The organism is Streptomyces sp. NPDC057307 (assembly GCF_042667665.1).
Lineage (GTDB): Bacteria > Actinomycetota > Actinomycetes > Streptomycetales > Streptomycetaceae > Streptomyces.
Genome location: NZ_JBHUZM010000124.1, coordinates 1 through 22,928 on the forward strand (window position 1 = coordinate 1; position 22,928 = coordinate 22,928).

General features: G+C 70.8%; 17 protein-coding genes. 7 read left to right on the forward strand and 10 right to left on the reverse strand.

What is annotated here, in order from left to right; genetic code table 11:
* Nucleotides 1-59: 59 nt before the first annotated feature.
* Complete coding sequence (locus ACFUN8_RS29845) at nt 60-404, reverse strand: trypco2 family protein (protein WP_383644229.1); 345 nt, start codon at nt 402-404, stop codon at nt 60-62.
* A gap of 62 nt (nt 405-466) precedes the next feature.
* Here ACFUN8_RS29845 and ACFUN8_RS29850 point away from each other — a divergent pair, with 62 nt between their 5' ends.
* The 4 genes from ACFUN8_RS29850 (at nt 467) to rox (ending at nt 8,408) form a co-directional block, all read left to right on the forward strand.
* On the forward strand, nt 467-4,318 hold the full coding sequence (locus ACFUN8_RS29850; protein ID WP_383644232.1) for a tetratricopeptide repeat protein: 3,852 nt from the start codon (nt 467-469) through the stop codon (nt 4,316-4,318).
* On the forward strand, nt 4,318-5,457 hold the full coding sequence (locus ACFUN8_RS29855) for a hypothetical protein (RefSeq protein WP_383644235.1): 1,140 nt from the start codon (nt 4,318-4,320) through the stop codon (nt 5,455-5,457). The genes ACFUN8_RS29850 and ACFUN8_RS29855 overlap by 1 nt, the downstream gene beginning before the upstream one ends.
* Nucleotides 5,454-6,770 (forward strand): hypothetical protein, encoded by a 1,317-nt coding sequence (locus ACFUN8_RS29860; protein WP_383644238.1) that lies wholly within the window; start codon nt 5,454-5,456, stop codon nt 6,768-6,770. The genes ACFUN8_RS29855 and ACFUN8_RS29860 overlap by 4 nt, the downstream gene beginning before the upstream one ends.
* A gap of 210 nt (nt 6,771-6,980) precedes the next feature.
* The gene (gene rox, locus ACFUN8_RS29865; protein ID WP_383644241.1) at nt 6,981-8,408 is read left to right on the forward strand and encodes a rifampin monooxygenase; all 1,428 of its coding nucleotides are present in this window, start codon (nt 6,981-6,983) and stop codon (nt 8,406-8,408) included.
* Between the two features lie 89 nt (nt 8,409-8,497).
* Here rox and ACFUN8_RS29870 read toward each other — a convergent pair whose 3' ends face one another.
* From ACFUN8_RS29870 to ACFUN8_RS29885, 4 genes are all read right to left on the reverse strand, one after another.
* Nucleotides 8,498-9,454 (reverse strand): right-handed parallel beta-helix repeat-containing protein, encoded by a 957-nt coding sequence (locus ACFUN8_RS29870; protein ID WP_383644244.1) that lies wholly within the window; start codon nt 9,452-9,454, stop codon nt 8,498-8,500.
* Between the two features lie 265 nt (nt 9,455-9,719).
* Complete coding sequence (locus ACFUN8_RS29875; protein WP_383644247.1) at nt 9,720-10,520, reverse strand: NPP1 family protein; 801 nt, start codon at nt 10,518-10,520, stop codon at nt 9,720-9,722.
* Between the two features lie 161 nt (nt 10,521-10,681).
* On the reverse strand, nt 10,682-12,187 hold the full coding sequence (locus ACFUN8_RS29880) for an APC family permease (RefSeq protein WP_383644250.1): 1,506 nt from the start codon (nt 12,185-12,187) through the stop codon (nt 10,682-10,684).
* The gene (locus ACFUN8_RS29885; protein ID WP_383644254.1) at nt 12,171-13,478 is read right to left on the reverse strand and encodes an amidohydrolase family protein; all 1,308 of its coding nucleotides are present in this window, start codon (nt 13,476-13,478) and stop codon (nt 12,171-12,173) included. The genes ACFUN8_RS29880 and ACFUN8_RS29885 overlap by 17 nt, the downstream gene beginning before the upstream one ends.
* 166 nt (nt 13,479-13,644) lie before the next feature.
* On the opposite strand from ACFUN8_RS29885, the gene ACFUN8_RS29890 reads away from it, so the two are divergent.
* Nucleotides 13,645-14,124: an Lrp/AsnC family transcriptional regulator gene (locus ACFUN8_RS29890; protein WP_382559297.1), complete on the forward strand. Its 480-nt coding sequence runs from the start codon at nt 13,645-13,647 to the stop codon at nt 14,122-14,124.
* Between the two features lie 72 nt (nt 14,125-14,196).
* Here ACFUN8_RS29890 and ACFUN8_RS29895 read toward each other — a convergent pair whose 3' ends face one another.
* From ACFUN8_RS29895 to ACFUN8_RS29905, 3 genes are all read right to left on the reverse strand, one after another.
* Complete coding sequence (locus ACFUN8_RS29895) at nt 14,197-16,551, reverse strand: glycoside hydrolase family 65 protein (RefSeq protein ID WP_383644258.1); 2,355 nt, start codon at nt 16,549-16,551, stop codon at nt 14,197-14,199.
* A complete protein-coding gene (locus ACFUN8_RS29900) occupies nt 16,548-17,357 on the reverse strand; it encodes an HAD family hydrolase (RefSeq protein WP_383644261.1) in 810 nt (269 codons plus the stop codon). The genes ACFUN8_RS29895 and ACFUN8_RS29900 overlap by 4 nt, the downstream gene beginning before the upstream one ends.
* Before the next feature lie 103 nt (nt 17,358-17,460).
* Entirely contained in the window at nt 17,461-17,955 is a 495-nt protein-coding gene (locus tag ACFUN8_RS29905; RefSeq protein WP_383644264.1) for an FBP domain-containing protein, read from the reverse strand.
* Between the two features lie 155 nt (nt 17,956-18,110).
* On the opposite strand from ACFUN8_RS29905, the gene ACFUN8_RS29910 reads away from it, so the two are divergent.
* Together ACFUN8_RS29910 and pgm are read left to right on the forward strand one after the other, a co-directional pair.
* Nucleotides 18,111-18,725: a TetR/AcrR family transcriptional regulator gene (locus ACFUN8_RS29910; RefSeq protein WP_383644267.1), complete on the forward strand. Its 615-nt coding sequence runs from the start codon at nt 18,111-18,113 to the stop codon at nt 18,723-18,725.
* Between the two features lie 61 nt (nt 18,726-18,786).
* Nucleotides 18,787-20,433, forward strand: coding sequence for a phosphoglucomutase (alpha-D-glucose-1,6-bisphosphate-dependent) (gene pgm / locus ACFUN8_RS29915; protein WP_383644270.1), 1,647 nt, complete (start codon nt 18,787-18,789; stop codon nt 20,431-20,433).
* 114 nt (nt 20,434-20,547) lie between these two features.
* Here the strand turns inward: pgm and ACFUN8_RS29920 are convergent, their stop codons facing one another.
* Nucleotides 20,548-21,450 (reverse strand): hypothetical protein, encoded by a 903-nt coding sequence (locus ACFUN8_RS29920; RefSeq protein ID WP_383644273.1) that lies wholly within the window; start codon nt 21,448-21,450, stop codon nt 20,548-20,550.
* Complete coding sequence (locus ACFUN8_RS29925; protein WP_383644276.1) at nt 21,447-22,703, reverse strand: glycosyltransferase family 4 protein; 1,257 nt, start codon at nt 22,701-22,703, stop codon at nt 21,447-21,449. Before ACFUN8_RS29925 ends, ACFUN8_RS29920 begins: the two co-directional genes overlap by 4 nt.
* Between the last annotated feature and the right edge of the window lie 225 nt (nt 22,704-22,928).

Here is a 22,928-nt window from a genome sequence, read left to right on the forward strand (position 1 = left end):
GGGCTCGACGCCCGTCCGGCGCGCCGGGCACCGCAAGCCCCGCAGGCAGGTCCGGCGTGCTACTCCTCGCCGCCGATGCTGAAGCCCCGCCCCTCCGGGGGCTCGTCCCTGTCGTGCGGCATCAGCTCGATCTCGATGCGGTGCAGGTTCTCGCGCGCCGCCGTCCCGCCCACCTCGGCGGTGACGACGCCGATGTTCAGACCTCCCTTGCCGGTGCCCTCCCGCCGTACCTGCACGGAGAATTCGACGTTCACCCGCTCCACCCGGAACTGGAGCCGGCTCCGGCTGCCGTCGTGCTGCGCCGCTTCCAGCTCCTCGCGAATCCGGCCGATCACCTCGGCGAGACCGGCCGTCTCCGTACCGTCGGGCCCACCACGTCCACCACGTCCGTCACCCGCGCCCATCCCCAACCTCTCGTTACGCAACGAGGGTCGGTTGTCACCCCCCGTGGCTATTGTTGAGCAGTATGAGGGAGCCCGATGGCACTTCCAACTCCACAACGCGGGACGCGTCCTGGCGGGTCCGGCTGGTCAAGGGGGAGGACAGCGGCGACCCACCGCTGGGCGCGGGAGTGCTGCTGCCGGGTGGACTGGTGCTCACCTGTGCCCATGTGGTGCTCGCCAAGTCCGGGGGCCGGAAGGACGGTTCGCGGGGAGCCGGCCGGGGCGACGAGCCGCCGCGGCCCGTCGAGCCGTTGTACGCGGAGTTCCCCGGCACCCGCGCGCATCCGCCCGTGCGGCTGCGCGCCGAGGTACTGGCCGACCATCTCAGGCCACTGACCGCTCAGTTCAGCGGCGACATCGCCCTGCTGCGGCTGGCCGCCGCGCCACCGGTGGAGCCCGCCGTACTGCACCTCCAGATCCCGGCGCGCGACGAGTTGGTGCACTCCGTCGGCTACACGACCGAGCTGCCCGGCGGCCAGGACGTCAACGCCCGGCTCAGAAGCTGGGGCGGCCCCGGGCGTGATCCCGAGTGGATCCAACTCGACCGGGACCTCGGGTCGTTCGCACCGCGCCGCGGCTTCAGCGGCAGCGGCGTGGTCCACACCCGCTCGGGCGCGGTCATCGGCATCATGGCGTACCAGTTCGAGAACGTCCGAGGCCATGTCAGCCACACCTACATGATCCCGACCGACACGATCGTGGGACATCTGTCCGTCCTGCGGTCCCTGCCGGCCGATCAGCGGGACGAGGTGAAGGTGACAGGCCGCAGCGCCCTGTCGCGCACCATCCCGCGCGATCCCCCCAGGAGCGACTCGCACCACGCGCTCGGACTTCGCCGCAAGGTGACCAACTGGCTCGTCGACGCGGCTCCGGAAACGGGCACGGCGGCCCACGCCCCGGTCTCGAATCCGGTGTCCGGGGCCGCCTCGGTGTCCGGCAGGCGCGCGGCCACGGAGCCGGTGGAGCTGGTCTTCGCCCGCGAGGGCCGTCACGACGACATCTCGGCGATCCACGCCACGCTCAATCTCGCCGACCGCGAGCGCAATCCGCGCCGGGCGGGCCCGCGCAACGCCGGGGAGCCGCCCGTCGGTTCGATCGACCTGGCCGTGGACGCGAAGGATCAGACGGCCGGAGAGCTGATCGCGTTCACCGCCGAGCGCATCGGCCTGGTGGGTCCCTCCGGAGCCCCCGGACCGCACGAGCGCGGGGGACCGGCCGAGCACGACCGCGTACTGGCACGGATCGCCGGCGACAGTCCGCCGATCTCCGCCGCCTTCCTCTCGGTCGACAAGGCCGCTCCGACCGGCGAGGCGGCACTGCCGCTGCTCAGGGCCTTGCGGGCGAGCAAGCTGACCCGGTTGCTGCTGGTCTTCCGGGACCCTCGGTCACCCCTTCTCGAACGCGTCGTGGACACGCTGCTCGACGACGCGTGGGCCGAGCGCCGCACCACGGCCGTGGGAGCGCGACTCGCCGTGCTCGCCGCGCTGGAGAAGAGGTTCCGCAGGCTGTACGCGCACTCGGGTGACCGGGACGGGACCGAGGCGCCCCCGCCGCGCCACCGTCAACTGGCCTCGCGACTGGCCGAGTTACGCACCGACGGCGAGATCCCGCAGAAGAGTGCCGCTCTCGCGTACGAGTTGTTCCTGCTCGACGTCGCCGTCGAGGAGGCGGTCCAGCGGACGGGTTCCGCCGTACAGCACCTCGACCGGCCGAATTCACCGGGCGAGTACGTCGTGCTCCCGCCCGGTGACAAGCTCACCGATCTGCCGCACATCAGGGTCAAGGATCCCGACGCGTTCGTGGAGCCCGAGCCGGAGGAACCGACGGAGCCGGAGTCCGGTCTCGTGGGCGGCCAGGTACTGCACCAGCAGTACAAGGTCGTCGGACTGCTCGGCGAGGGCACCTACGGTCAGGTGTATCTGGCCCGGGACCAGATGCTGGAGGACCGCGCGGTGGCCCTCAAGGGCGTACGGGATCCCGCCGACCAGACCGACCGTCAGATCTCCCGGCTCGAACTGCTCCGGCTGGTCGGCCTCAACCACCCCTCGATCATCAAGGTGTTCAACTACGCACCGCATCCCGGCCACCCCGAGCAGCCCGAACACCCGGCGAACAACGCCCGGTTCATCGTGATGGAGTTCGCCGACGGGGCTCCCCTGAAGTGGGTCGCCGAACAGATCGAGAAGAACGCGGCGCCGTTCGACGGATACCGCGTCCACGAGTTCATCGCCGTCTACGGGCTGGAGATCCTGGACGCGCTCGGATATCTCCACAAGGACGAGGAGTTCGTCTACGGCGACCTGTCCCTGACCAATGTCATCCACTGCGGCAACGGCATCAAACTCATCGATGTCGCGGGCGTCCGCCAGATCGGCCACGCGGGCCCGGTCACCTTTCCGGCCCCCGAGATCGGCAGCTCCACCAAGGTGACGGTCGCGGCCGATCTGTACGCGGTCGGGGCCGTCCTCCAGGAACTGCTCGACCGGGTTCCCGCGCCCCCGGTCGACCTCGGTACGACCTCGCTCCGGCGTGTCCTGGACCGGGCACTGGCCCGGCGCCCCGAGGACCGGTTCGCCGACGCCCAGGAGATGTCCGACCAGCTCCGGGGCGTGCTGCGCGAGTTGCGCTCGCTGCGGCGCGACGAGGAGACGTTCCAGCCGTCACTGCTGTTCTCGGCCGCGCCCGCCGCGCTCGACGGTGAACTCGGCAAGGCGCCGCCGCTCGAACAGTGGCGGCACGGCGGCACCGACAAGCGTCCGCTGACCATACGGCCGCCGGCACCGGCCGAGGTGGCCGTGGGCCTGCCCGTACCCAAAGTGAGCGAGCACGACCTGAACTGGAAGGAGTTGCAGCGCACGTCGTACGACGATCCGGCCGGTCTGCTCCAGCTCAGCGCCGGCTGGGGGCCCTCCCCCGAGCTGGCGCTCCTGCGCTGCCGCCTCCATCTGGAGGTGGGCCGCTACCAGCCGGCCGACGCGGCGAGGCATCTGGCGTCGGCCACGGCCGAGTTGGAGCTGGCCGAGGTCGCCGTCGGCACCCTGGCGGAGTACGACTGGCGTCTGCGCTGGCACCAGGGTCTGCTTCATCTCGCCGGAAACGACGCGGAGTCGGCGCTGCGGTCCTTCGACCAGGTCTACGCGGCGATTCCCGGTGAGTACGCGCCCAAGCTCGCCCTCGGCTACTGCCACGAGGTCCTCGGCCACCCGCAGGACGCGATGGTCTTCTACAGCGCGGTGTGGAAGCGCAACCACGCGCTCGGCAGCGCCGCCTTCGGCCTCGCCCGTATCCATCTGGCCGACGGCGACACCCAGCTCGCCCTCGACCGGCTCGACGCCGTCCCCGCCGACTCGCGGCACCGCACCGCCGCCCGCACGGGCATGGCGCGGATCCACGCGGACCTGCCGGCCGACGGTGAGCCGCCGACCGTGGACGCCGCCAGGAAGGCGTGCGAGGCGCTGCACCGGCTCACCAGATACGAAGGACTGACGGACCGTCAGGCCCAGGACCGGCTGCGCACCGATCTGTTGGAGCTGTTGCTCCGGCTGGTCACCGCTCCCCCGGTGCCGGATCCGCTGCGCGCGCTCCGCGAGGCGCTGGACCAGGAGATCGCGATCCCCGACACGGAGCACACCCTGCGCAAGCAGCTGGGTGCCGGTTACGAGCGGCTCTCCGAGCAGGTGCCGCGTACCGCCCGGCGTGAGCACACCACGCTGGAGAGGGCCCTGCTCGACAACGCCTACCGCACCCGCCCGTACGCGTTCGGCCACAGCAGGGGCGAGCAGCGCCAGGGCCGGTTGCGCGGCTGGCGACCGGGCCTGCTGCGCGGCCGGGCGACGGGCCCGTCGGCGGCGGACGCCGGCGCCGGGGAGCGGTGATGGGCCACCCCCGCGTCACCGTGCCCCCGTCGCGCCGGTCCCCCCGGACGGCGGTGCGGTCGGCGGGGCGCGCCGTGTGGCGTTCGGTGGGGCGGCCGTTGTGGGACCGGTCCTCCGGGCGCAGGCCCCGGACGAACAGGCGACGGCACACCGCCCCGTTCCTGTTCAGCCGCATGCTGCTGCTGCCGGCGCTCGCCCTGTCCGTCCTGGCGCTCGCCGGGACGGCGTATCTCGACCTCCACGACCGTACGCGGCAACTACGGGAGCGGTACGCCCCCGCCATGGTCGAACTGGCCCATGCCAGAACGTCGTTGGCCCTCGCGCACAACGAGGCCACCCGGCGGCTCGGCGAGAACGGCAGGGATCCGCTGCTCCAGACCGATCTCGTCGGGCTCGGCGAGAGGTATCCGTCCCTGCTGACCGAGGCGTCGCAGAGCCTCAACAACGCGGCACAGACCGAGGCCCTGCGCACCGACCAGGAGCAGGAGGTCCGTGTGGTGTCCGGGCTGGTGGTGGCCTACGACGACTGGATCGGCTGGGCCGACAGCCACCACGAGAGCGAGGCACTGCGCACGGCGGGGCTGGACTACGCGGGAAGTCTGCTGCACGACGTCGGCACGCCCGACGAGCCCATGGCCGTGCTCGACCGCATCGCGGCCCTTGAGGACGAGTTGAACAAGGACGCGTCGGAGCTTTCGGGCTGGAGCGCGCTGTCCGCCGTGACGGCGGCGGGCGCCCTGCTGGCCGTGCTGGTCTTCGTGTTCGTCGTCGTCGGCGCGTTGGACTTCATCCACGCCCAGCTGCATGTGCTCAGCGTGGTGCTGGCGCTGTGCGCGCTGCCGGTGCTGCTGGTCCTCGGCGTGCTGGTGCTCGGCGCCGTGGGTCAGCACCGCGCGCAGGAGGACGTGCGGCGGGCGGGCGCCGAGCTGACCGCGGTGAGCGCGACGGTGAAGGCCGATCCGACGATCGAGGATGTGGACGAGCGCCTGGCCGTCGATCTGCGCGGTACGCATCCGGGCAGGTGGGCGCTGGCCGCCGAAGTCGCCCTGGCGGTCGGCGCGGTGGGCGCGGTGGCGTCCGGCTTCACGCTCTTCCACTACGGCCGCAGGCACTTGCAGATCCTCTGGAGGACGTCGTGAGGGCTCCGTACGGACTCTTCCGCTCCGTGCTGGCCGGGGTCCTGCTCGCGGGGGCGGCCGTCGTGTCGGCCGGGTGCGCGGCCGAGGAGAAGCCGACGCTGGTGGTCCTCGGTCCGTGGACGGACGGCGAGGAGAAGCCGTTCAAGGCGACGCTCGCGAGGATAGGCGAGCGGACGGGCCGGCAATACGTCTACGAGGGCACGCGTTCGTTGCGCGAGACGCTGGTCGCGCAGCTGCGGACGGACGCCCCGCCCGATGTGGCGATCCTCAACGGCACCGGCGAACTGGCCGAGTACGCGCTCGACGGGGACGCGGAGCCGTTGCCGCCGGACGTGGAGAGCGAGGCGTTCGGTCCGTGGGCGCCGCGTTTCCCGGTCACGGACAACGACGGGGACACGGATGTGCACGCGTACTGGGTCCCTGTGCGGGTGGACCTCAAGTCCATCGTCTGGAGCAAGGCGGGCGAGGATCAGGCCGGTGCCGAGGAGGCGGTGTGGTGCCTGGGCATGGCCTCGGGCGCGACCTCCGGGTGGCCGGGCACGGACTGGATCGAGGATCTGCTGCTGCAACGGCACGGGTACGAGGTGTACGAGAAGTGGGCCACCGGAAACCAGGCGTGGGACAGGGGTCCCGTGAAGGAAGCCTGGCAGGAGTGGGCCGCCGTGCTCGCCACCGACGACAGGGCGAACGGTCTCACCTCGCTGACCAGGCACTTCGAGAGTCTGGGCGCGAACAGGTACGGGCTGCTGAACGGGAAGGACTGCACCCGCGAGCACCAGGGTTCGTTCATCCGCCGCCACTACGGTCCCGACGTGACGCCCGCCCCGACGTCCGACTTCGTCGCGGGTCTGCCGGCGGACCGGAACGTGTTCGAGGTCTCGGGCGACATGGCCGCGGTGTTCAAGCCGAGCGACGCGGCCTGGGAGCTGCTGCTGGAACTCACCTCGCCGCGGGCCCAGGCCGACTGGGTCGAAGCGGCGGATCCGGGTGAACGGCCGTACTTCCCGTCCGGCGCTGCGGGCATAACGGGCACGACGCGGACGTCCGCCCCGACCGGGGCCTCGGCGGCCGTGCTGCACATGTTCAACAACGCGGATCAGATCTGCTTCGACGCGTCCGACGCCATGCCGTCGACGCTGCGGGGTGCCTTCCAGCGGGCCGTACTGCAATTCCTGGAGAAACCGCAGGACGCCGTGGCGCTCGACGATCTGCTGGGCCAGCTGGAGGCGGAGCGGATGCTGCAGAGGAGGGCGGGGGCGTTCGTACTGGACGACCTGTGCGAGGAGCCACCGGGCGGGGTGCCGGGGGGCTAGGACCTGTCTTCAAAGTCCCGCCGGGAAACACGAAAGGCAAGGAGCGCACCCGCTCCTTGCCACTCTCAACATATAGCGCACCCGGGGGCTTGCGGCAAGACCCCCGTCGTGCCGCAGAATTGCCGGCCGAGGCACCGGAACGTACCGAAATCTTCGATTCACGGTTTCTGTGTGCTTCTGCATGCCATTGGCGATACGTGGGGGTTCTTTGTGTTTGACGTGATCGTGGCCGGCGGTGGACCGACCGGCTTGATGCTGGCCGCCGAGTTGCGGCTGCACGGGGTGCGGACGCTCGTACTGGAGAAGGAGGCGGAGCCGACCAGGGTGGTCCGCGCGCTCGGGCTGCACGCGCGCAGCATCGAAGTGATGGACCAGCGTGGGCTGCTGGACCGGTTCCTCGCGCTGGGCCGGCAGTACCCGCTCGGTGGGTTCTTCGCCGGCATCCGCAAGCCGGCGCCGGTCCGGCTGGACACCTCGCATCCGTACGTCCTGAGCATCCCGCAGCCGGTCACCGAGCGGCTGCTGAACGAGCACGCCACCGAGCTGGGCGTCGAGATCCGGCGCGGCCACGAACTGGTCGGGCTGAGTCAGGACGACGAAGGGGTGGGCGTCGAGCTGGCCGACGGCGCGCGGCTGCGTTCGCGCTACCTGGTCGGCTGCGACGGCGGCCGCAGCACGGTGCGCAAACTGCTCGGCATCGGCTTCCCCGGTGAGCCCAGCAGGGTCGACACGCTGCTGGGCGAGATGGCGGTGGCCGAGTCGCAGGAGACGATGACCGCCGTGATGGCCGAAGTCCACAAGACCCAGGTGAGGTTCGGCGCCATGCCCCTCGGGGACGGGGTGTACCGCGTCGTCGTGCCCGCCGCGACGGTGGCCGAGGACCGCTCGGTCCCGCCGGCCTTCGAGGAGTTCAAGCAGCAGATGCGGGCGACCGCCGGTACCGACTTCGGGGTGCACTCGCCCCGCTGGCTGTCCCGCTTCGGCGACGCCACCCGGCAGGCCGAGCGCTACCGGTCCGGCCGGGTGCTGCTGGCGGGCGACGCGGCGCACATCCATCCGCCGACGGGCGGGCAGGGCCTCAACCTCGGTATCCAGGACGCGTTCAACCTCGGCTGGAAGCTGGCCGCCGAGGTGAGTGGCTGGGCGCCGGAGGGGCTGCTCGACAGTTACGCCGCCGAACGGCACCCGGTGGCCGCCGACGTACTGAACAACACCCGCGCGCAGATGGAGCTGATGTCCACCGAGCCGGGTCCTCGGTCCGTGCGCCGGCTCGTGTCGGAACTGATGGACTTCGAGGAGGTGAGCCGGTATCTGATCGAGAAGATCATCGCGATCAGGGTCCGCTACGACTTCGGCGACGGGCACGACCTGCTCGGCCGGCGGCTGCGGGACGTGACGCTGAAGCGGGGGCGCCTGTACGAGCTGACGCACGGCGGCCGCGGCCTGCTCCTCGACCAGACCGGCCGGCTCTCGGTGGCGGGCTGGGCCGACCGGGTCGACCACGTCGTGGACGTCAGCGAGGAACTGGACGTGCCCGCCGTGCTGTTGCGGCCGGACGGCCATGTGGCGTGGGTCGGCGACGACCAGGCGGATCTGGTCGACCGGCTGCCCACGTGGTTCGGCGCCGCGGCGGGTTGAGCGCACGGCGCCTGCTCGACGGACTCGACCGCCGGATGGGACGCGCGGGCGTCCCGTCCGGCGGTCGAGGATGGATCGGCCACCACCGGTCAGGGGGTGATGGCGATGTTCGTCAGACCGCGGCCACCTGTGACGGTGTTGTTGGAGTGCACGGTGGTGCGGCAACTGGCTGTGTCTGCCGTGACGTTGATGGCGAGCTGCTTGTCGCCGGTGGCGCCGTTCAGGTCCGACTTGTTGCCGCGGAAGACCGTGCCGCAGCCCCAGCCCGACTGCTGGGTGTGGGTCTCGAAGCCGTTGTTGGTGGTGTTCTTCCCGGTGTTGTTCTCGACGAGGGTGTTGTTGCCCTTCACATCGACCCAGGAGTCGTCGAAGTTGGCGCCGGTCAGCCCCCGGCCGTCGAAGGTGTTGCCGATGATCTTCGCGCCGGTGGTGCCCTCCTTGATGTCGATGGCTTCGCCGCCGACATCGGGACCGATGGTGTTGTTGAGGATCTGCGCGTTGTCGCTCTTGTCGGAGGTGCCGCCGGCCGAACCGACGTAGACGCCCTCGCCCATGCCCCGGCCGTCGTTGCCGGTGTCGTAGATCCGCGAGTTCTTGACGACTCCGTCGCGGCTGGTCTTCCGGAAGTGGATGCCCTCCATGTCCAGGTTGTGCACGACGACGGAGTCGATGACCACGCCGTCGGCCGTGTCGGCCATGATCCCCTTCTGGGCGCCGGTGAGGGTGATGCCCTTGACGGTCCAGTACGAGGCGCCGTTGAGGTGCAGTACGTACCCGCCACCCGCGTTGAGGACAGCCTTCTCCGAACCGGTGAGCGTGATGCGGGAGTTGGCGGTGGCGGCGACCAGCGCCTTGAAGTTTCCGGTGTAGTTGCCGTCGGCGAGCTGGATCGTGTCGCCGGGGCGGACGGTGGTGAGCGCCGACTTCAGTTCGGCGGCGGTCTTCACGTTGATGACCGCCGCGTGGGCCGGGGTGACGGTCATGGACAGCACGCCGGCCGTCGTGGCCACGGCGAGGAGGGTGGGGAGCAGCCTTCGAGCACGCATCGCAAGCGCCTTCCTGCGGGAGTGTGGGGTCTCATATGCGAACAGGGGACGAGCTTGTGAACACTGGAGCTGATTGGCCACCGTAGGGACACCAACGAACCGCGTCAAGGTCCGTACCAATAGCGGAACTTGGGCCCACCGATACGCCCCGTCAGTACACCCCGCCGACAGGCTCCTCCGGCAGCGGAACGGGATCGTCGCGCGCGGGCCGTCCGGACATGCGAACGGGGCGGCGCCCCGAGAGACGCCGCCCCGCGACCACCTGTCAGGCGTTCGGGTCGAACGGGATGCCGCCCGGCTTGGCCTTGGAGAGGTGCGAGTTGAACGTGCTGTCCTTGATACCGAGCGTCGCGCTGCCGAAGTCGGCACCGCTCAGCTTGTCGCGCAGACCGGCGGGGTAGCCCTCCCAGCCGACGAGCGTCGGATACTGCCACGTTCCCTTGTGGTTCTCCGGCGGCTCGTCACCCGTGCTCGCGGAACGGAAGGCGTGCGTGCTGCCGCCGTCCTTGTGGTAGACGACCTTGGCGTGGTTGCCGTCGAACTGGATCTGGGACCGGTTGTGGATCTGGAACCCGCCGTGGGCGGAGGTCGACACGTACTCGACGTTGTTGTCCTTCACCCACACCACGATGTGCTCCCAGTCGTGGCGGTGCCCGGCGCTGCCGCCGCCGAGTGACACCTGGTCCTTCTCGAAGTAGGACGCGTACATGATCGCGCACCACCCGTTGTTGCACTTCTCGCGCGAGTAGCTGTTGGTGTTCTCCAGGTCGGACAGGTCACGGCAGTTGCCGTTGACGTCACCGCCCATGCCCAGCCCCGGGGCTATGGTGCCGTCGGGGCCGATGGCGGGGCTGGCGTAGCAGCCGTCACGGTCGTAGTCGTAGGCGGGCTGGAACGACTGCTCCTGCCCGTTGGCGTTGCCGGGGAGCGCCCTTGGGGGATCGGCGTGGGCGATGGCCGGGGAGGCTATCACCAGTGCTACGGCTCCGACGAGACTCGTGAGCGAGATCCTCGCGAGCCGTCGCGGCGAGCCTGTTCGCTTGGCCGAGGGCCAACTCTTCTTCAACTGCGTCCTCCTGGTCGAACCCGCTGTGGGGGCGGGCTGGGCCGGGCCGTCCACGGCACGCATGTTGACCATGTCGTGCGCGTGGCGGCCACTGAACACGCAGAGTCTGCCCGGAGTTGGGGATCAGCGGCAATGAACCAGGCGCGTCGGAAGCCTGTACATCAGCCCTCGACATCCTCCGTGCCGAGCGACTCGTAGAGCACCGGGTCCCGTCGGCGGATACGCAGCGCCATCGCCACCCCCACCAGGAAGAGCACCGGAAGCGGCAGCAGCAGGGACCAGTTGACGGCGGAGCCGGCGGCGGTGAGGAGGTCGAGCTGGGAGACCGAGAGCCACACGAGCACCACCAGGCCGACGGCGGCGACGGCGGGGGCCACCAGTACGCGCCAGGGCGAGTGACCTCGGAGGTTCTTCGCGAAGAAGCAGACCACCGCGAGCGCGGTGAGCGCTTCGAGCGCGAGGATGCCGAGCACGCCGGGCGCGGCCGACCAGAGGAAGACCACGAGGTACGGGTCGGCGCCGAGGATCATCGCCAGGCCGAGGACCAGGGCGTTGACGACGGTCTGCGCGACCGTGCCGCCGACCGGTGCGCCGGACCGCCGGTGGATCCGGCCGAACGCGGCCGGCAGGACACGCTGCCGGCCGAGCGCGAAGAAGTAGCGGGAGGCCGCGTTGTGGAAGGCGAGGGCGGCGGCGAAGGCGCTCGTACAGAGCAGGATCTGACCGAAGTCGGAGGCCCAGGCGCCGACATAGTGGGTGATCGAGGCGAAGGTCATGTTCGCCACGTCGTCACCGCCGGCGAACGCGACCGCCCCGTCGGAGCCGTACGCGACGAAGACGCACCACACCGAGAAGGTGTAGAAGACCGCGAGGAAGCCGATGGCGATGTAGGTGGCGCGCGGGATCGTACGCGCCGGGTCGCGGACCTCCTCCGCGTACAGCGCCGTCGCCTCGAAGCCGATGAAGCCGCCGGCCGTCAGCACCAGCAGCGCCCCGAAGCCGTCGTGGGTGACCAGGCTCGGTGCGAAGACGCTCACGGTCGGGCCGCTCGCGCCGCCCTTCACCAGCACGAACACCTCGTAGATGACGAGGACGAGGAGTTCGAGCCCGAGCGCGATGCCCAGCACGCGGGCGCCGAGGGTGACCTTGGAGTAGCCGAGGAACGCGACCGCCGCCGTGCCGACCACCGCGATGAGCTGCCAGGGGACGTCCAGGCCGAACAGGGAGGAGAAGGTGTTCGCCGTGTAGTACGCGAAGCCGGCGAGCAGACAGACGGCCATCGCGTTGTAGGCGACGAGCGCGACCAGCGCGGAGCCGATGCCGAGCGGGCGGCCGAGACCTCGGGCGATGTACGAGTAGAAGGCGCCCGCGTTCTTGATCATCGGGCTCATCGCGGTGAACCCGGCGGCGAAGAGCAGCAGGATCGCGCCGGGCACGATGTAGCCGTACGCGGCCGACTCGCCGCCCGTGCGGATCGCGAGCGGCACCACACCGGCCATGACCGTGAGGGGCGCGGCGGCCGCGACGACGAAGAAGACGAGGTCCTTGGTGGTCAGCCCGGCGTTGGCGAGACGGACCGGCCGCGGCTCGGCGCCGGGGCCGTTGCCCGTGCCCGTGCCCTGGCCCGTGCCCTGGCCCTCGGCGCGCGTGTCAGACGACTTCGCCATGACGGTCCTCCCTGTCCGGCAGCTCTGTTCCGCCGTCCGCCCGGTCGACCCAGACCTGGGTGCCGCGCTGGACGCGGACGATGTGCTCCCGGCCGTACGCCTTCGGGGTGTCGAGCGGGTTCAGCCCGAGCGCGAGGACGTCCGCGCTCTTGCCGACGGTCAGTGAGCCCGTGACGCCGTCGACCCGCAGCGCGCGGGCACCGTTGAGGGTGGCGGCGACGAGGGCGTCCATGGGCGGCATGCCCGTCTCGATCATCGTCCTGACCTCGGTGAGCGTCGAGACCCCGAAGGGAACGGTCTCGCTGGAGAAACTGTCGCTGCCCACGGCGATGCGCACACCCGCCGTGCGGGAGGCGTTGAAGTTGTCGGCCACGCGGTTCTTCTCCTTCTCGACCATCGTCTCGCCCCGGTAGTTCTCCAGGCCCTCACGCGGCGGCGGCGGGTAGTGGTCGAACCACGGGCCGAGGAACAGCTGAAGCGTCGGTACGTGGACGACGCCCTGGTCGCGCATCATCCCGATGCACTCCTCGTCCAGCTCCTCGCCGTGTTCCAGTGTGGCGACCCCGGCCCGCAGACAGTCCTTGGTGGCGGCGAGGGACTCGGCGTGCGCGAGGACGGGGGCGCCGACCATACGCGCCTCCCGTACGACCGCGCGAAGCTCGTCGAGGTCGAAGTGCTGGTCGGTCTCCAGCTCCTTGTCCCACATGCCGCCGCCGGTGGCCCAGATCTTCACGGCGTCCGAGCCCATGCGGTTCAGCAGTCGGACGGTCTTGCGGATCTCCTCGGGACCGTCGGCGAGCAGGGCCCAGGGGTGGCTGCGCTGGACCAGGTCGCAGTGCAGGTTGTGCGCGTCGCCGTGGCCGCCGGTACGGGAGATGCCGGGGCCGCAGGCCACGATCCGGGGTCCGGGCAGCCGCCCGGCGTTGACGGCGCGCTTGAGGCGCAGTCCGTTGCGGGAGATGTCCCGGATGGTGGTGACGCCGTGGACCATCAGCTCGCGCATCTGGACGGTCGACTCGACGGCCTGCTGGAGGTCGTCCTCGATGACCCACTGGGTGAAGTCGGAACTCTGTGTGCCGCCGAGATGGGTGTGGCAGTCGATGAGGCCCGGGATCAGGGTCGCGTCGTGGAGATCCACGTGTTCCGCCGTGCCCGGCACCTGTACGTCGGTCTCGGTGCCGACGGCGGTGATGACACCGTCGGTGATGACGAGAACGGCGTCGCCGATCGGATCGGCACCCGTCCCGTCGATCAGTGTGGACGCATGGAGAGCTTGTATTTTCGTTGTCATGGAGCACCTCTACCGTCAAAGTGATGGCTAGAAGCTAGGTGCACGATCAATATGGTGTCAATGAGTCCTGTCGAGTAATCTCCTGATGAAAGTGGTGGGTCCGCGCGACGAAGTCGGGGTGTCGAGACCTCCCGGAGGACCCGCCCCAGAGGACCCGAGGAGCACCGTGCGACACGGACAATTCAGCGGCCTGCGACCCGCGGACCTGGACGAGACAGACCGGACCCTGGTCCGCATCCTCCAGGCGGACGGGCGCACGCCGGTCGCCGAACTGGCCCGGACGGTGGGCCTGTCGCACGCGGCGACGCGCCAGCGGCTCAACCGGCTGATCGCGGAGCGGATCGTCGCGGTGGGCACCATGACCCACCCGGGCACGCACGGCCTCCACCGCTCGGCGATGGTGGGCATCCGGTGCGACTCACGGACGCGGAGCGTCGCCGCGAGCGTGTCGAAGCTGGACGAGGCGTACTACGTGGTGACGGGCATGGGCGCGTACGACCTCATGGTGGAGGTGATGGCGCGGGACGACGCGCACCTGATCGACCTGATCGCGTCGATCAGATCGATCACGGGGGTGCTCTCCACGGACGTGACGCTGATCGCGGAGACCACGAAGTGGGTCTACGCGCCGGACTTCACGGGCTGAATCGCACGGGGCCGACGGGGCCGGACAGGACCGCCGCCGCCCCGCCGGGCCCGCTCGCCCCGCTGTGTCACGTCAGTGGCGGTGCCCGGCCGCGTTGGGCCGGCGCCCCGGCGGGTAGTCCGGGGTCGGCGGGGCGATGACGGCCGGGATGGCGCGGGCCTCGGTGACGCCGCCGTGGACGGTGACGAGGTCGCCGTAGTGGTGGATCTTCAGCGGGTCACCGGTGGGGAGGGTGTACGTGGCGGTCGTCGGGGTGATCTCGACCCGCAGATGGCGGCCCCGGAACTGCACCGTGAAGGCGAGCCGGCTGATCTGTTCGGGCAGCCGGGGCGAGAAGTCCAGCCGGTCCCCGTGGTGCCGCATGCCGCCGAAGCCGGCCACCAGAGCCGTCCAGGTGCCCGCGAGCGAGGCGATGTGCAGGCCGTCGCGCGTGTTGTGCTCCAGGTCCTCCAGGTCCATCTGCGCCGCCTCGGTCAGATAGTCGTAGGCGAGACGCAGGTGTCCCGTCTCCACCGCGATGACCGCCTGGCAGCAGGCCGACAGCGAGGAGTCCCGGACGGTGATGGCTTCGTAGTAGGCGAAGTTGCGCGCCTTGTGGTCGGCGTCGAAGTACGAGCCGCACTTGAACATCGCCAGGACCAGGTCCGCCTGTTTGACGACCTGCTTGCGGTAGATGTCGAAGTACGGGAAGTGGAGCAGGAGCGGGTACTGGTCGGGCCGGGTGCCCTCGAAGTCCCACTGCTGGTGCCCGGTGAACCCGTTGTCCTGCTCGTGCACCCGCAACTCGTCGTTGTAGGGGATGTGCATGGCGTCGGCGGCGTCCCGCCAGGTGGCGCTCTCCTCGTCGTCGACGCCGAGCTGGGCCGCCCGGTCGGGGTGGCGCTCCACGATGTCGGCCGCCGCCAGCAGATTCGTCCGGGCCATCAGATTCGTGTACGTGTTGTCGTCCACGACGGCGCTGTACTCGTCGGGGCCGGTGACGCCGTCGATGTGGAAGGCGCCGTGGTGGTCGTGGTGACCGAGGGACCGCCACAACCGCGCGGTCTCCACCAGCAGTTCCACGGCGCAGTCGCGCTCGAACTCCTCGTCCTCGGTGGCGGACAGATAGCCCACCACGGCGTCGGCGATACCGGCGTTCACATGGAAGGCGGCGGCGCCGGCCGGCCAGTAGGCCGAGCATTCCGAGCCCTCGATGGTCCGCCAGGGGAACGCCGCCCCGCGCAGCCCGAGTTGCTCGGCCCGCTCACGCGCGGCCGGCAGGGTGCTCTGGCGCCAGCGCAGCGCCTGGGACACCGCGTCGGACGAGGTGTAGGTGAGCAGCGGCAGGACGAACGCCTCGGTGTCCCAGAAGGCGTGTCCGTCGTAGCCGGACCCGGTCAACCCCTTTGCGGCGATGCCTCGTTGCTCGGCGCGGGCGCCGGCCTGCAGGACATGGAAGAGGGCGAAGCGTACGGCCTGCTGGATCTCTTCGTCCCCCTCCACCTCCACGTCGGCGCATCTCCAGAAGTCGTCGAGATACGCGCGCTGTTCCTCGGCGAGCCCCTTCCAGCCGACGCTCGCCGCGCCGGCCAGAGCGGCGTCCACCTGGTCGCCGACCGCGGGCAGCGACCGGGTGCTCGACCATCCGTACGCCACGAGCTTGTCGAGCCGCAGGCTCTTGCCGGGCGCCAGGACGGAGGTGACGGTCAGCCGCGCGATGTCGTCGTCGGACTCGCACTCCGTCGTGGTCGGCTCGGGTCCGGACACGACGTGGTCCGCCGCCGCGCCGACGCGCAGACAGCTGCGGCGTGTGGAGTGCACCAGCCGCAGCCGGTTTCCCGACGCGAAGGTCTCCTCCGCCTGGAGCGGCGCCTCCAGCGCGACGGCGGCGCGGGGGTCGGTCGCGGCGTCGGGCAGTTGCTCGTTGGCCACCAGCTCCGACTGGATCACGATGCGCACCTCGGAGTCGACCGCCTCGACCTCGTAGGAGACGGCGGCGATGGCTCGCTGGGTGAAGGACACGAGCCGGGTGGAGCGCACCCGTACGGTGCTGCCGGCCGGTGAGGTCCACTCGCAGGTGCGGCGCAGCACGCCGGCGCGCAGGTCGAGCACGCGCTCGTGGGAGCGCAGCTGCCCGTAGCGCAGGTCGAACGGCTCGTCGTCGACCAGCAGCCGGATGATCTTGCCGTTGGTGACGTTGATGACGGTCTGGCCGGACTCCGGGTAGCCGTAGCCGGCCTCGGCGTACGGCAGGGGGTGCAGTTCGTGGACGCCGTTGAGGTACGAGCCCGGCAGGCCGTGCGGTTCGCCCTCGTCGAGGTTGCCGCGCCAGCCGACGTGGCCGTTGGAGAGCGCGAAGACCGATTCGCTCTGCGGCAGGACGTCGAGGTTGAGTTCCGTCTCCCGCAGCGACCAGGGCTCCACGGCGTACATCGAGTCGGTGATCATGCCTGCGGCTCCTGGTCGGAAGGGTCGGCACGGCCGGCGCGGTCGGCGGGGCGGGCGAGTTCGCCGGGATCGGCGAGGTCTGCCAGGTCCGTGACGACGGTGTCCGCGCCGTGGGCCCGCAGCGCGTCGGCCTGGCCGACCCGGTCGACGCCGACGACGTACCCGAAGTGTCCGGCGCGGCCCGCCTCCATGCCCGCGAGCGCGTCCTCGAACACGGCGGCGGCCGAAGCCTCGACGCCCAGGTCGTCCGCCGCCGCGAGGAAGGGTGCGGGGTCGGGCTTGCCCGGCAGTCCGCGCTCCGCCGCCACGACGCCGTCGACGCGGGTGTCGAAGAGGGCCTCGGCGTCGACGGCCCGGAGGATGTCGCGGCAGTTGGTGCTGGAGGAGACGACGGCGGTACGCAGTCCACTCGCCCGGACGGCCCGGATGTAGCGGAGCGAACCCTCGTACGCCTCGACACCGCCGGCCCTGATCCTCTTCAGCAGCAGGTCGTTCTTGCGGGTGCCGAGGCCCTGGACGGTGGCCCGGTCGGGCGGGTCGTCCGGCGAGCCTTCGGGGATCTTGATCCCGCGCGAGGCGAGGAACGCCCGCACGCCGTCGGCCCGGGGAAGCCCGTCGACGAACTGGTTGTAGTCGGCGACGGCGTCGAACGGGCGGAATTCGTCGCCGCCGCCCCCGCGCTCCCGAAGGAATTCGTCGAACGTCTCCTTCCAGGCCGCCGCGTGCACGACGGCCGTCCTGGTGATGACACCGTCGAGGTCGAACAGGCAGACCTGGACGCTGTCCGGGAGGCCGAGTTTCGTCATGCGCGCACCTGCTCCGTGGAAGAGGGCTGCTCTCCCGGCAATCGTAGGGCGGCCGACCCGGCGCGACCTGGCCGTTCGGCCGTCTGGGCGACCGGCCCGCGCGTCAGACGGTGAGCTGGTCGAGGAAGCCGAAGAGGTTCGCCCGCGTGCGCTCGATCTGCTGCTCCATGGTCAGGCTCTCCTCCATACGTCCCCCGGGCGCCGCGGTCTTCTTTCCGCGTACGTAGAGGGAGCAGGCGAGGTCGGAGCACATGTACAGCCCGATCGAGTTCCCGTCGCGGCCCGCCTTGCCGCTCTTGCGCGCGGTCATCAGCGACACCCCGCTGCCGGGGTGGGTGGTCAGACAGAGGGAGCACATGCTGCGGTGCAGAAACCCGCGTCGTCGTGACGGATAACGCAGCGTCACACCGATGAGCGCGCCGTCCCTTTCGGTGACGAGATAGCCGCGGTCGGGCGCCGAGAGGTCGAGCCAGCCCAGGAAGTCCAGGTCTTCCCAGGGGCGCTCGACGAGGTCGCGGGGCAGCGGAAGTCGCGCCGCCTCTCCCTTGGAGCAATTGACGAACGACGTACGGATGTCCTTCTCGGTCACGACTTTCATGATTCCGAAGCTAACAGTGCCTAATCATATTAGGCAAACAATTATTTCCCCTAGGTGACCGGGTGTGCTGGGATGGACCCTCGTCGCACCACACCGAACACGCCGAACCGCGTCGCACCACGCAGAGCACCGGCCGAGCACAGGAGGTGGCGCCCATGGCGCGCGAACGACTGACGGTCGACCGGCTGACCGAGGCGGCGGGCGTCCTCGCGGACGAGGTGGGCCTGGAGAACGTCACGGTGGCCGCGCTCGCCCGGCGCTTCGACGTCAAGGACGCCAGCCTCTACGCCCACCTCAGGAACGCGGCGGACCTGCGGACCAGGATCGCGCTGCTGGCGGTCGACGAGTTCGCCGAGCGCGTCGCCACCGCGGTGGCGGGCCGGGCCGGCAAGGACGCGCTCGTCGCGTTCGCCGACGCGTACCGGGCGTTCGCGCTGGAGCGCCCCGGTCTGTACGCGGCCACACAGACCCGCGTCGACCCGGCGATCGCCGCCACTCCCCCGTCGTACGTGCGCACCATCGAGCTGACGTACGGGATGCTGCGGGCGTACGGCCTGACGGAGCCGGACCTGACCGACGCCGTACGGCTGCTGCGCAGCACCTTCCACGGCTTCAGCACGCTGGAGGCCAACGGCGGATTCGCGGCCGACCGCGACGTCCGGGCTTCCTGGGAGCGGACCGTCGAGGCGCTCCATGTCCTGTTGGAGCACTGGCCGCGCGCGGGGACCGCGGCGCCCACTGGCGCGGCCTCACCTCATAGGGTTACGTAGCGCCAGGACCTCGGGCTCGACGCCCCGGGCGGCGGCCGACCGACACGATTGGAGTTCGCCGATGGTGCACGACAGGGCCGGGCAGCAGGCGCAGCCCGGAGATCTGGTGGACGTGGCGCGGCTGGTGACGGCCTATTACGCGCTGCACCCGGATCCGGCCGAGCCCGCGCAGCGGGTCACCTTCGGTACGTCGGGGCACCGCGGCTCCGCCCTCGTGGCGGCGTTCAACGAGGACCACATCGCCGCCACCACCCAGGCCATCTGCGACTACCGGACCCGCCAGGGCACCGACGGGCCGGTGTTCCTGGGCGTCGACACGCACGCCCTGTCCGAGCCGGCCCGGGTCACCGCGCTGGAGGTGCTGGCCGCCAACGGTGCCACCGTCCTGATCGACTCGGACGACGGCTACACACCCACCCCGGCCGTCTCGCACGCGATCCTGACGTACAACCAGGACCGCGCCACCGGCCTCGCCGACGGCATCGTGGTCACGCCGTCGCACAACCCGCCGGCCGACGGCGGGTTCAAGTACAACCCGCCCAACGGCGGCCCCGCCGGATCGGACGCCACCTCCTGGATCCAGGACCGCGCCAACGCCCTGATCGAGGCGGGCCTCAAGGAGGTCCGCCGGATTCCGTACACGCGGGCGCTGGCCGCCGACACCACGGGGCGGCACGACTTCCTGACCCGGTACGTGGACGACCTGCCGTCCGTCCTGAATCTGGACGCGGTGCGCGACGCCGGGATCCGGATCGGCGCGGACCCGCTCGGCGGCGCCTCGGTCGGATACTGGGGCCGGATCGCCGAACGGCACCGGCTCGACCTCACGGTGGTGAACCCGCTCGCCGACCCGACCTGGCGGTTCATGACGCTGGACTGGGACGGCAAGATCCGGATGGACTGCTCGTCGCCGTACGCGATGGCCTCGCTGATCGCGCAGCGCGACACGTACACCATCGCGACCGGCAACGACGCCGACGCCGACCGGCACGGCATCGTCACGCCGGACGGCGGTCTGATGAACCCCAACCACTATCTGGCCGTGGCCATCCAGTACCTCTACGCCCACCGCGAGGGCTGGCCGGCCGGCACCGGGATCGGCAAGACGCTGGTCTCCTCCTCGATGATCGACCGGGTCGCCGCCGACCTCGGGCGCACGCTCGTGGAGGTGCCGGTGGGATTCAAGTGGTTCGTCGACGGTCTGTACGACGGCAGCCTGGGCTTCGGCGGCGAGGAAAGCGCCGGCGCCTCGTTCCTGCGCCGCGACGGACGGGTGTGGACCACCGACAAGGACGGCATCCTGCTCGCGCTGCTGGCCTCCGAGATCACCGCCGTCACGGGCTCCACCCCGTCCCAGCACTACGCGGCGCTCACCGACCGCTTCGGCGACCCGGCCTACGCCCGTGTGGACGCCCCCGCGACCCGGCAGGAGAAGGCGGTCCTCGCGAAGCTGTCCGCCGACCAGGTCACCGCCGACTCCCTGGCGGGCGAGCCGATCACCGCGGTCCTCACCGAGGCGCCCGGCAACGGCGCGGCGATCGGCGGCCTGAAGGTGTGCACGGACAGCGCCTGGTTCGCCGCGCGGCCGTCGGGCACCGAGGACGTGTACAAGGTGTACGCGGAGAGCTTCCGGGGCCCGGAGCATCTGACCGAGGTCCAGGAAGAGGCGAAGACCCTGGTGTCGACGGCGCTGCGGGCAGCGGGCTGACGTAGCCCTGACGGGGCGTCAACTCCTGGGCCCTGTCTTCGAAGTGGCGCCGCGGGCCAAGTGCCGTGGTCCGGGCTGGACTTCGAAGACGGGGCCCGCTCCGCGCGACGGCGTTCACCGGGCGGGCGGCGGGGCGATCTCCACGGAGAGGTCGTTGTCGACCGTGTAGTACGGACGCGCCGTCACCCCGCCGAGGGCGGCGGCCGGGTAGACGAAGACCGCCTTGCGGTCCGCGACGTCGTCCAGCAGCCGGGCCACCCGGATCCGGGACGCGCCCGTCGCCGGGCGGACGTACACGTCCCAGATCACCGGCGCCGCCCCGGCTCCGGGCTCTCCGCCGTCCGCCAGGAGTTCCTGGTAGTCCACGGTGAACGAGAAGTCCTGGCCCCCCTCGGCCCGGAGCGCGATCTGCCGTACGGCGGTGGCCCGGCCCCGTCGCTGCAACAGCGCCGCCGCGCCCTCCCCCAGCCGGGGCCCGAACAGCCGCGCCCGCACGGTCATCGAGCGGCCCGCGAAGACGATCCGGCCGGCCTCCGCGTGCGAGGCGCGCAGCCAGGCGCGTACGGCGAGACGGCCGTCCTTGGTGGCGTACGGGATCCGGACCGCCAGCGGCGTCGTCCGGCCGTCGCCGCCGCCGGACACCAGCGCGCGCAGATCGCGCAGACCGGGCAGCAGCGGTACGCGCTCGTCGCCGGGCGCCGCCAGGAGGTACGCGTCCCAGCGGCCCTCCGCCAGGGCTGGTGCCGTCCCGAGGACGCCCCGCCATTCGCCCTTCCCGTCGGACTCCAGCGCGACGACGCGGCCGAGCTCCTCCGACTGCCCCTTCTTCGGGCGCAGTTGGAGCAGCAGCCGGGGGTGCGCGGTGTCGGGCAGCGGCAGTCGTACGCGTACGACGAACCGCCCTTCCTCGTCCACGGTCGCGTCCGCGCGGGGCTTCTCCACCGGCCCGTTCGTGGCCGGCCCGTTCGTGACCGATGGGTTCGTCACCGGTGTGTATCCGCTGTTGTCGCCGCTCATCCCCGTGCCTTCCGTACGGTCCTCAGAACGCTGCTGGCCGCGACGAGCGCGGTGTCCTTGGCCGCGTAACCGCCGCTCACCAGGGCGTGGTCCGTCGCGCGCGCCGTCGGCCCGCCGGTGCTCCGGGCCGCCACCAGCTCCTCGAACAGTTGCTCGGCCTGGGCCACCACGGGGCCGGGGGCGTAGCGCCGGGAGTTGTGCAGCGCGGCACGGCCCATCCGGCGGCGCAGTTCGTCGTCGCGTACGAGATCGAGCAGGGCGCCGGCCAGGGCGTCCCGGTCGCCGACCGGGACCAGGCGGCCGTCCTCGCCGGGGGCGATGATCTCGCCGGGGCCGTACTCGCAGTCGGTGCTCACGACGGGCAGTCCGCAGCGCATCGCCTCGACGATGGTCATGCCGAACGGCTCGAAGTTGGAGGTGGCGGCTCCGATCGAAGCCTTGACCCACTCGGCTTCCATCGGGGTCACGGCGCCCATCAGGAAGACGTTGTTGTGCAGGCCGAGCCGGTCGATGAGCGCGCGCAGCGGCTCCTGCTCCTCGCCCTTGCCATAGATGCGCAGCTGCCAGTCGGGCCGCTCGGCGGCAACCGCCGCGAACGCCTCGATCAGGAGGTCGAACCGTTTCACCGGCACCAGCCGGCCGGCGGCGATCACGACGCGCTCACTGCCGTCCGCCGGGGGAAGGGTGGGGGCCGGGACGCTGTTGGGCAGCGCCTGCACCCGGACGCCCGGCAGCCGCATCTTGCGCCGGTAGGCGGCGGCGTCGGCCTCCGTGACGGGGGTGATCGCGTCCAGACGCGGATAGACCCGGCGCAGCGCGTTGCGCAGGCGCGGCGGGTGGTTGTTCAGCGTGAGGTGCTCCTGGCCGACGCGCACCGTGCGGGCGGGGGCCTGGAGGGCGAGGTGCACGTTGAGTCCCGGCCGGGTGCCCACGACGACATCGGCGTCGAGCGACGCCAGCGCCTCGCCGATGCGCTCGTCGGTGAGCGCGCTGTACTGCCGGTAGCGGTACTCGGACGAGGGGAAGATCTTCGCCGGTGTCAGATGCCGCGGATCGCTCTTCTCGTGCCGCAGATCCACCAGGGGCCGCAGGCGTACGCGCGGATCGAGGTTGAGGTTCGGCCGCTCCCGGTGCCGGAGAGCCGAGATGATCTCCACTTCGTGCCGATCAGCCAGCGCGCGGGCCAAGTTGAACGTGGTGGTTATCGTCCCTCCTATCCCATACGCGTTGTGTATAAGAAATGAGATCTTCATGCCGTGCATGACGGGTTGGACATCCAGAAGGTTGCTTGCGTAACCCCTTGGTTAAGGAGAAGAACCCTCTGCCGTAACCACCCGGTCTGACGGTTCGTCGGACGCGGCCTCTCGCGAGAAGTCGCCCCGCCCGAGAAAGCGGCTGGTGCATTTGCCGTATTCCGCTGTTTTACCGGCAATACGATCGGGAAGACGGCCCTGTGCACCGCCCCCCTCACCGCACAG

Bases quoted from the DNA above. Each gene is read 5' to 3' on its own strand.
- ACFUN8_RS29845 (WP_383644229.1), bottom strand. From the start codon at position 404: ATGGGCGCGGGTGACGGACGTGGTGGACGTGGTGGGCCCGACGGTACG.
- ACFUN8_RS29850 (WP_383644232.1), top strand. From the start codon at position 467: ATGAGGGAGCCCGATGGCACTTCCAACTCCACAACGCGGGACGCGTCC.
- ACFUN8_RS29855 (WP_383644235.1), top strand. From the start codon at position 4,318: ATGGGCCACCCCCGCGTCACCGTGCCCCCGTCGCGCCGGTCCCCCCGG.
- ACFUN8_RS29870 (WP_383644244.1), bottom strand. From the start codon at position 9,454: ATGCGTGCTCGAAGGCTGCTCCCCACCCTCCTCGCCGTGGCCACGACG.
- ACFUN8_RS29880 (WP_383644250.1), bottom strand. From the start codon at position 12,187: ATGGCGAAGTCGTCTGACACGCGCGCCGAGGGCCAGGGCACGGGCCAG.
- ACFUN8_RS29885 (WP_383644254.1), bottom strand. From the start codon at position 13,478: ATGACAACGAAAATACAAGCTCTCCATGCGTCCACACTGATCGACGGG.
- ACFUN8_RS29895 (WP_383644258.1), bottom strand. From the start codon at position 16,551: ATGATCACCGACTCGATGTACGCCGTGGAGCCCTGGTCGCTGCGGGAG.
- ACFUN8_RS29900 (WP_383644261.1), bottom strand. From the start codon at position 17,357: ATGACGAAACTCGGCCTCCCGGACAGCGTCCAGGTCTGCCTGTTCGAC.
- ACFUN8_RS29905 (WP_383644264.1), bottom strand. From the start codon at position 17,955: ATGAAAGTCGTGACCGAGAAGGACATCCGTACGTCGTTCGTCAATTGC.
- ACFUN8_RS29910 (WP_383644267.1), top strand. From the start codon at position 18,111: ATGGCGCGCGAACGACTGACGGTCGACCGGCTGACCGAGGCGGCGGGC.
- pgm (WP_383644270.1), top strand. From the start codon at position 18,787: ATGGTGCACGACAGGGCCGGGCAGCAGGCGCAGCCCGGAGATCTGGTG.
- ACFUN8_RS29920 (WP_383644273.1), bottom strand. From the start codon at position 21,450: ATGAGCGGCGACAACAGCGGATACACACCGGTGACGAACCCATCGGTC.
- ACFUN8_RS29925 (WP_383644276.1), bottom strand. From the start codon at position 22,703: ATGAAGATCTCATTTCTTATACACAACGCGTATGGGATAGGAGGGACG.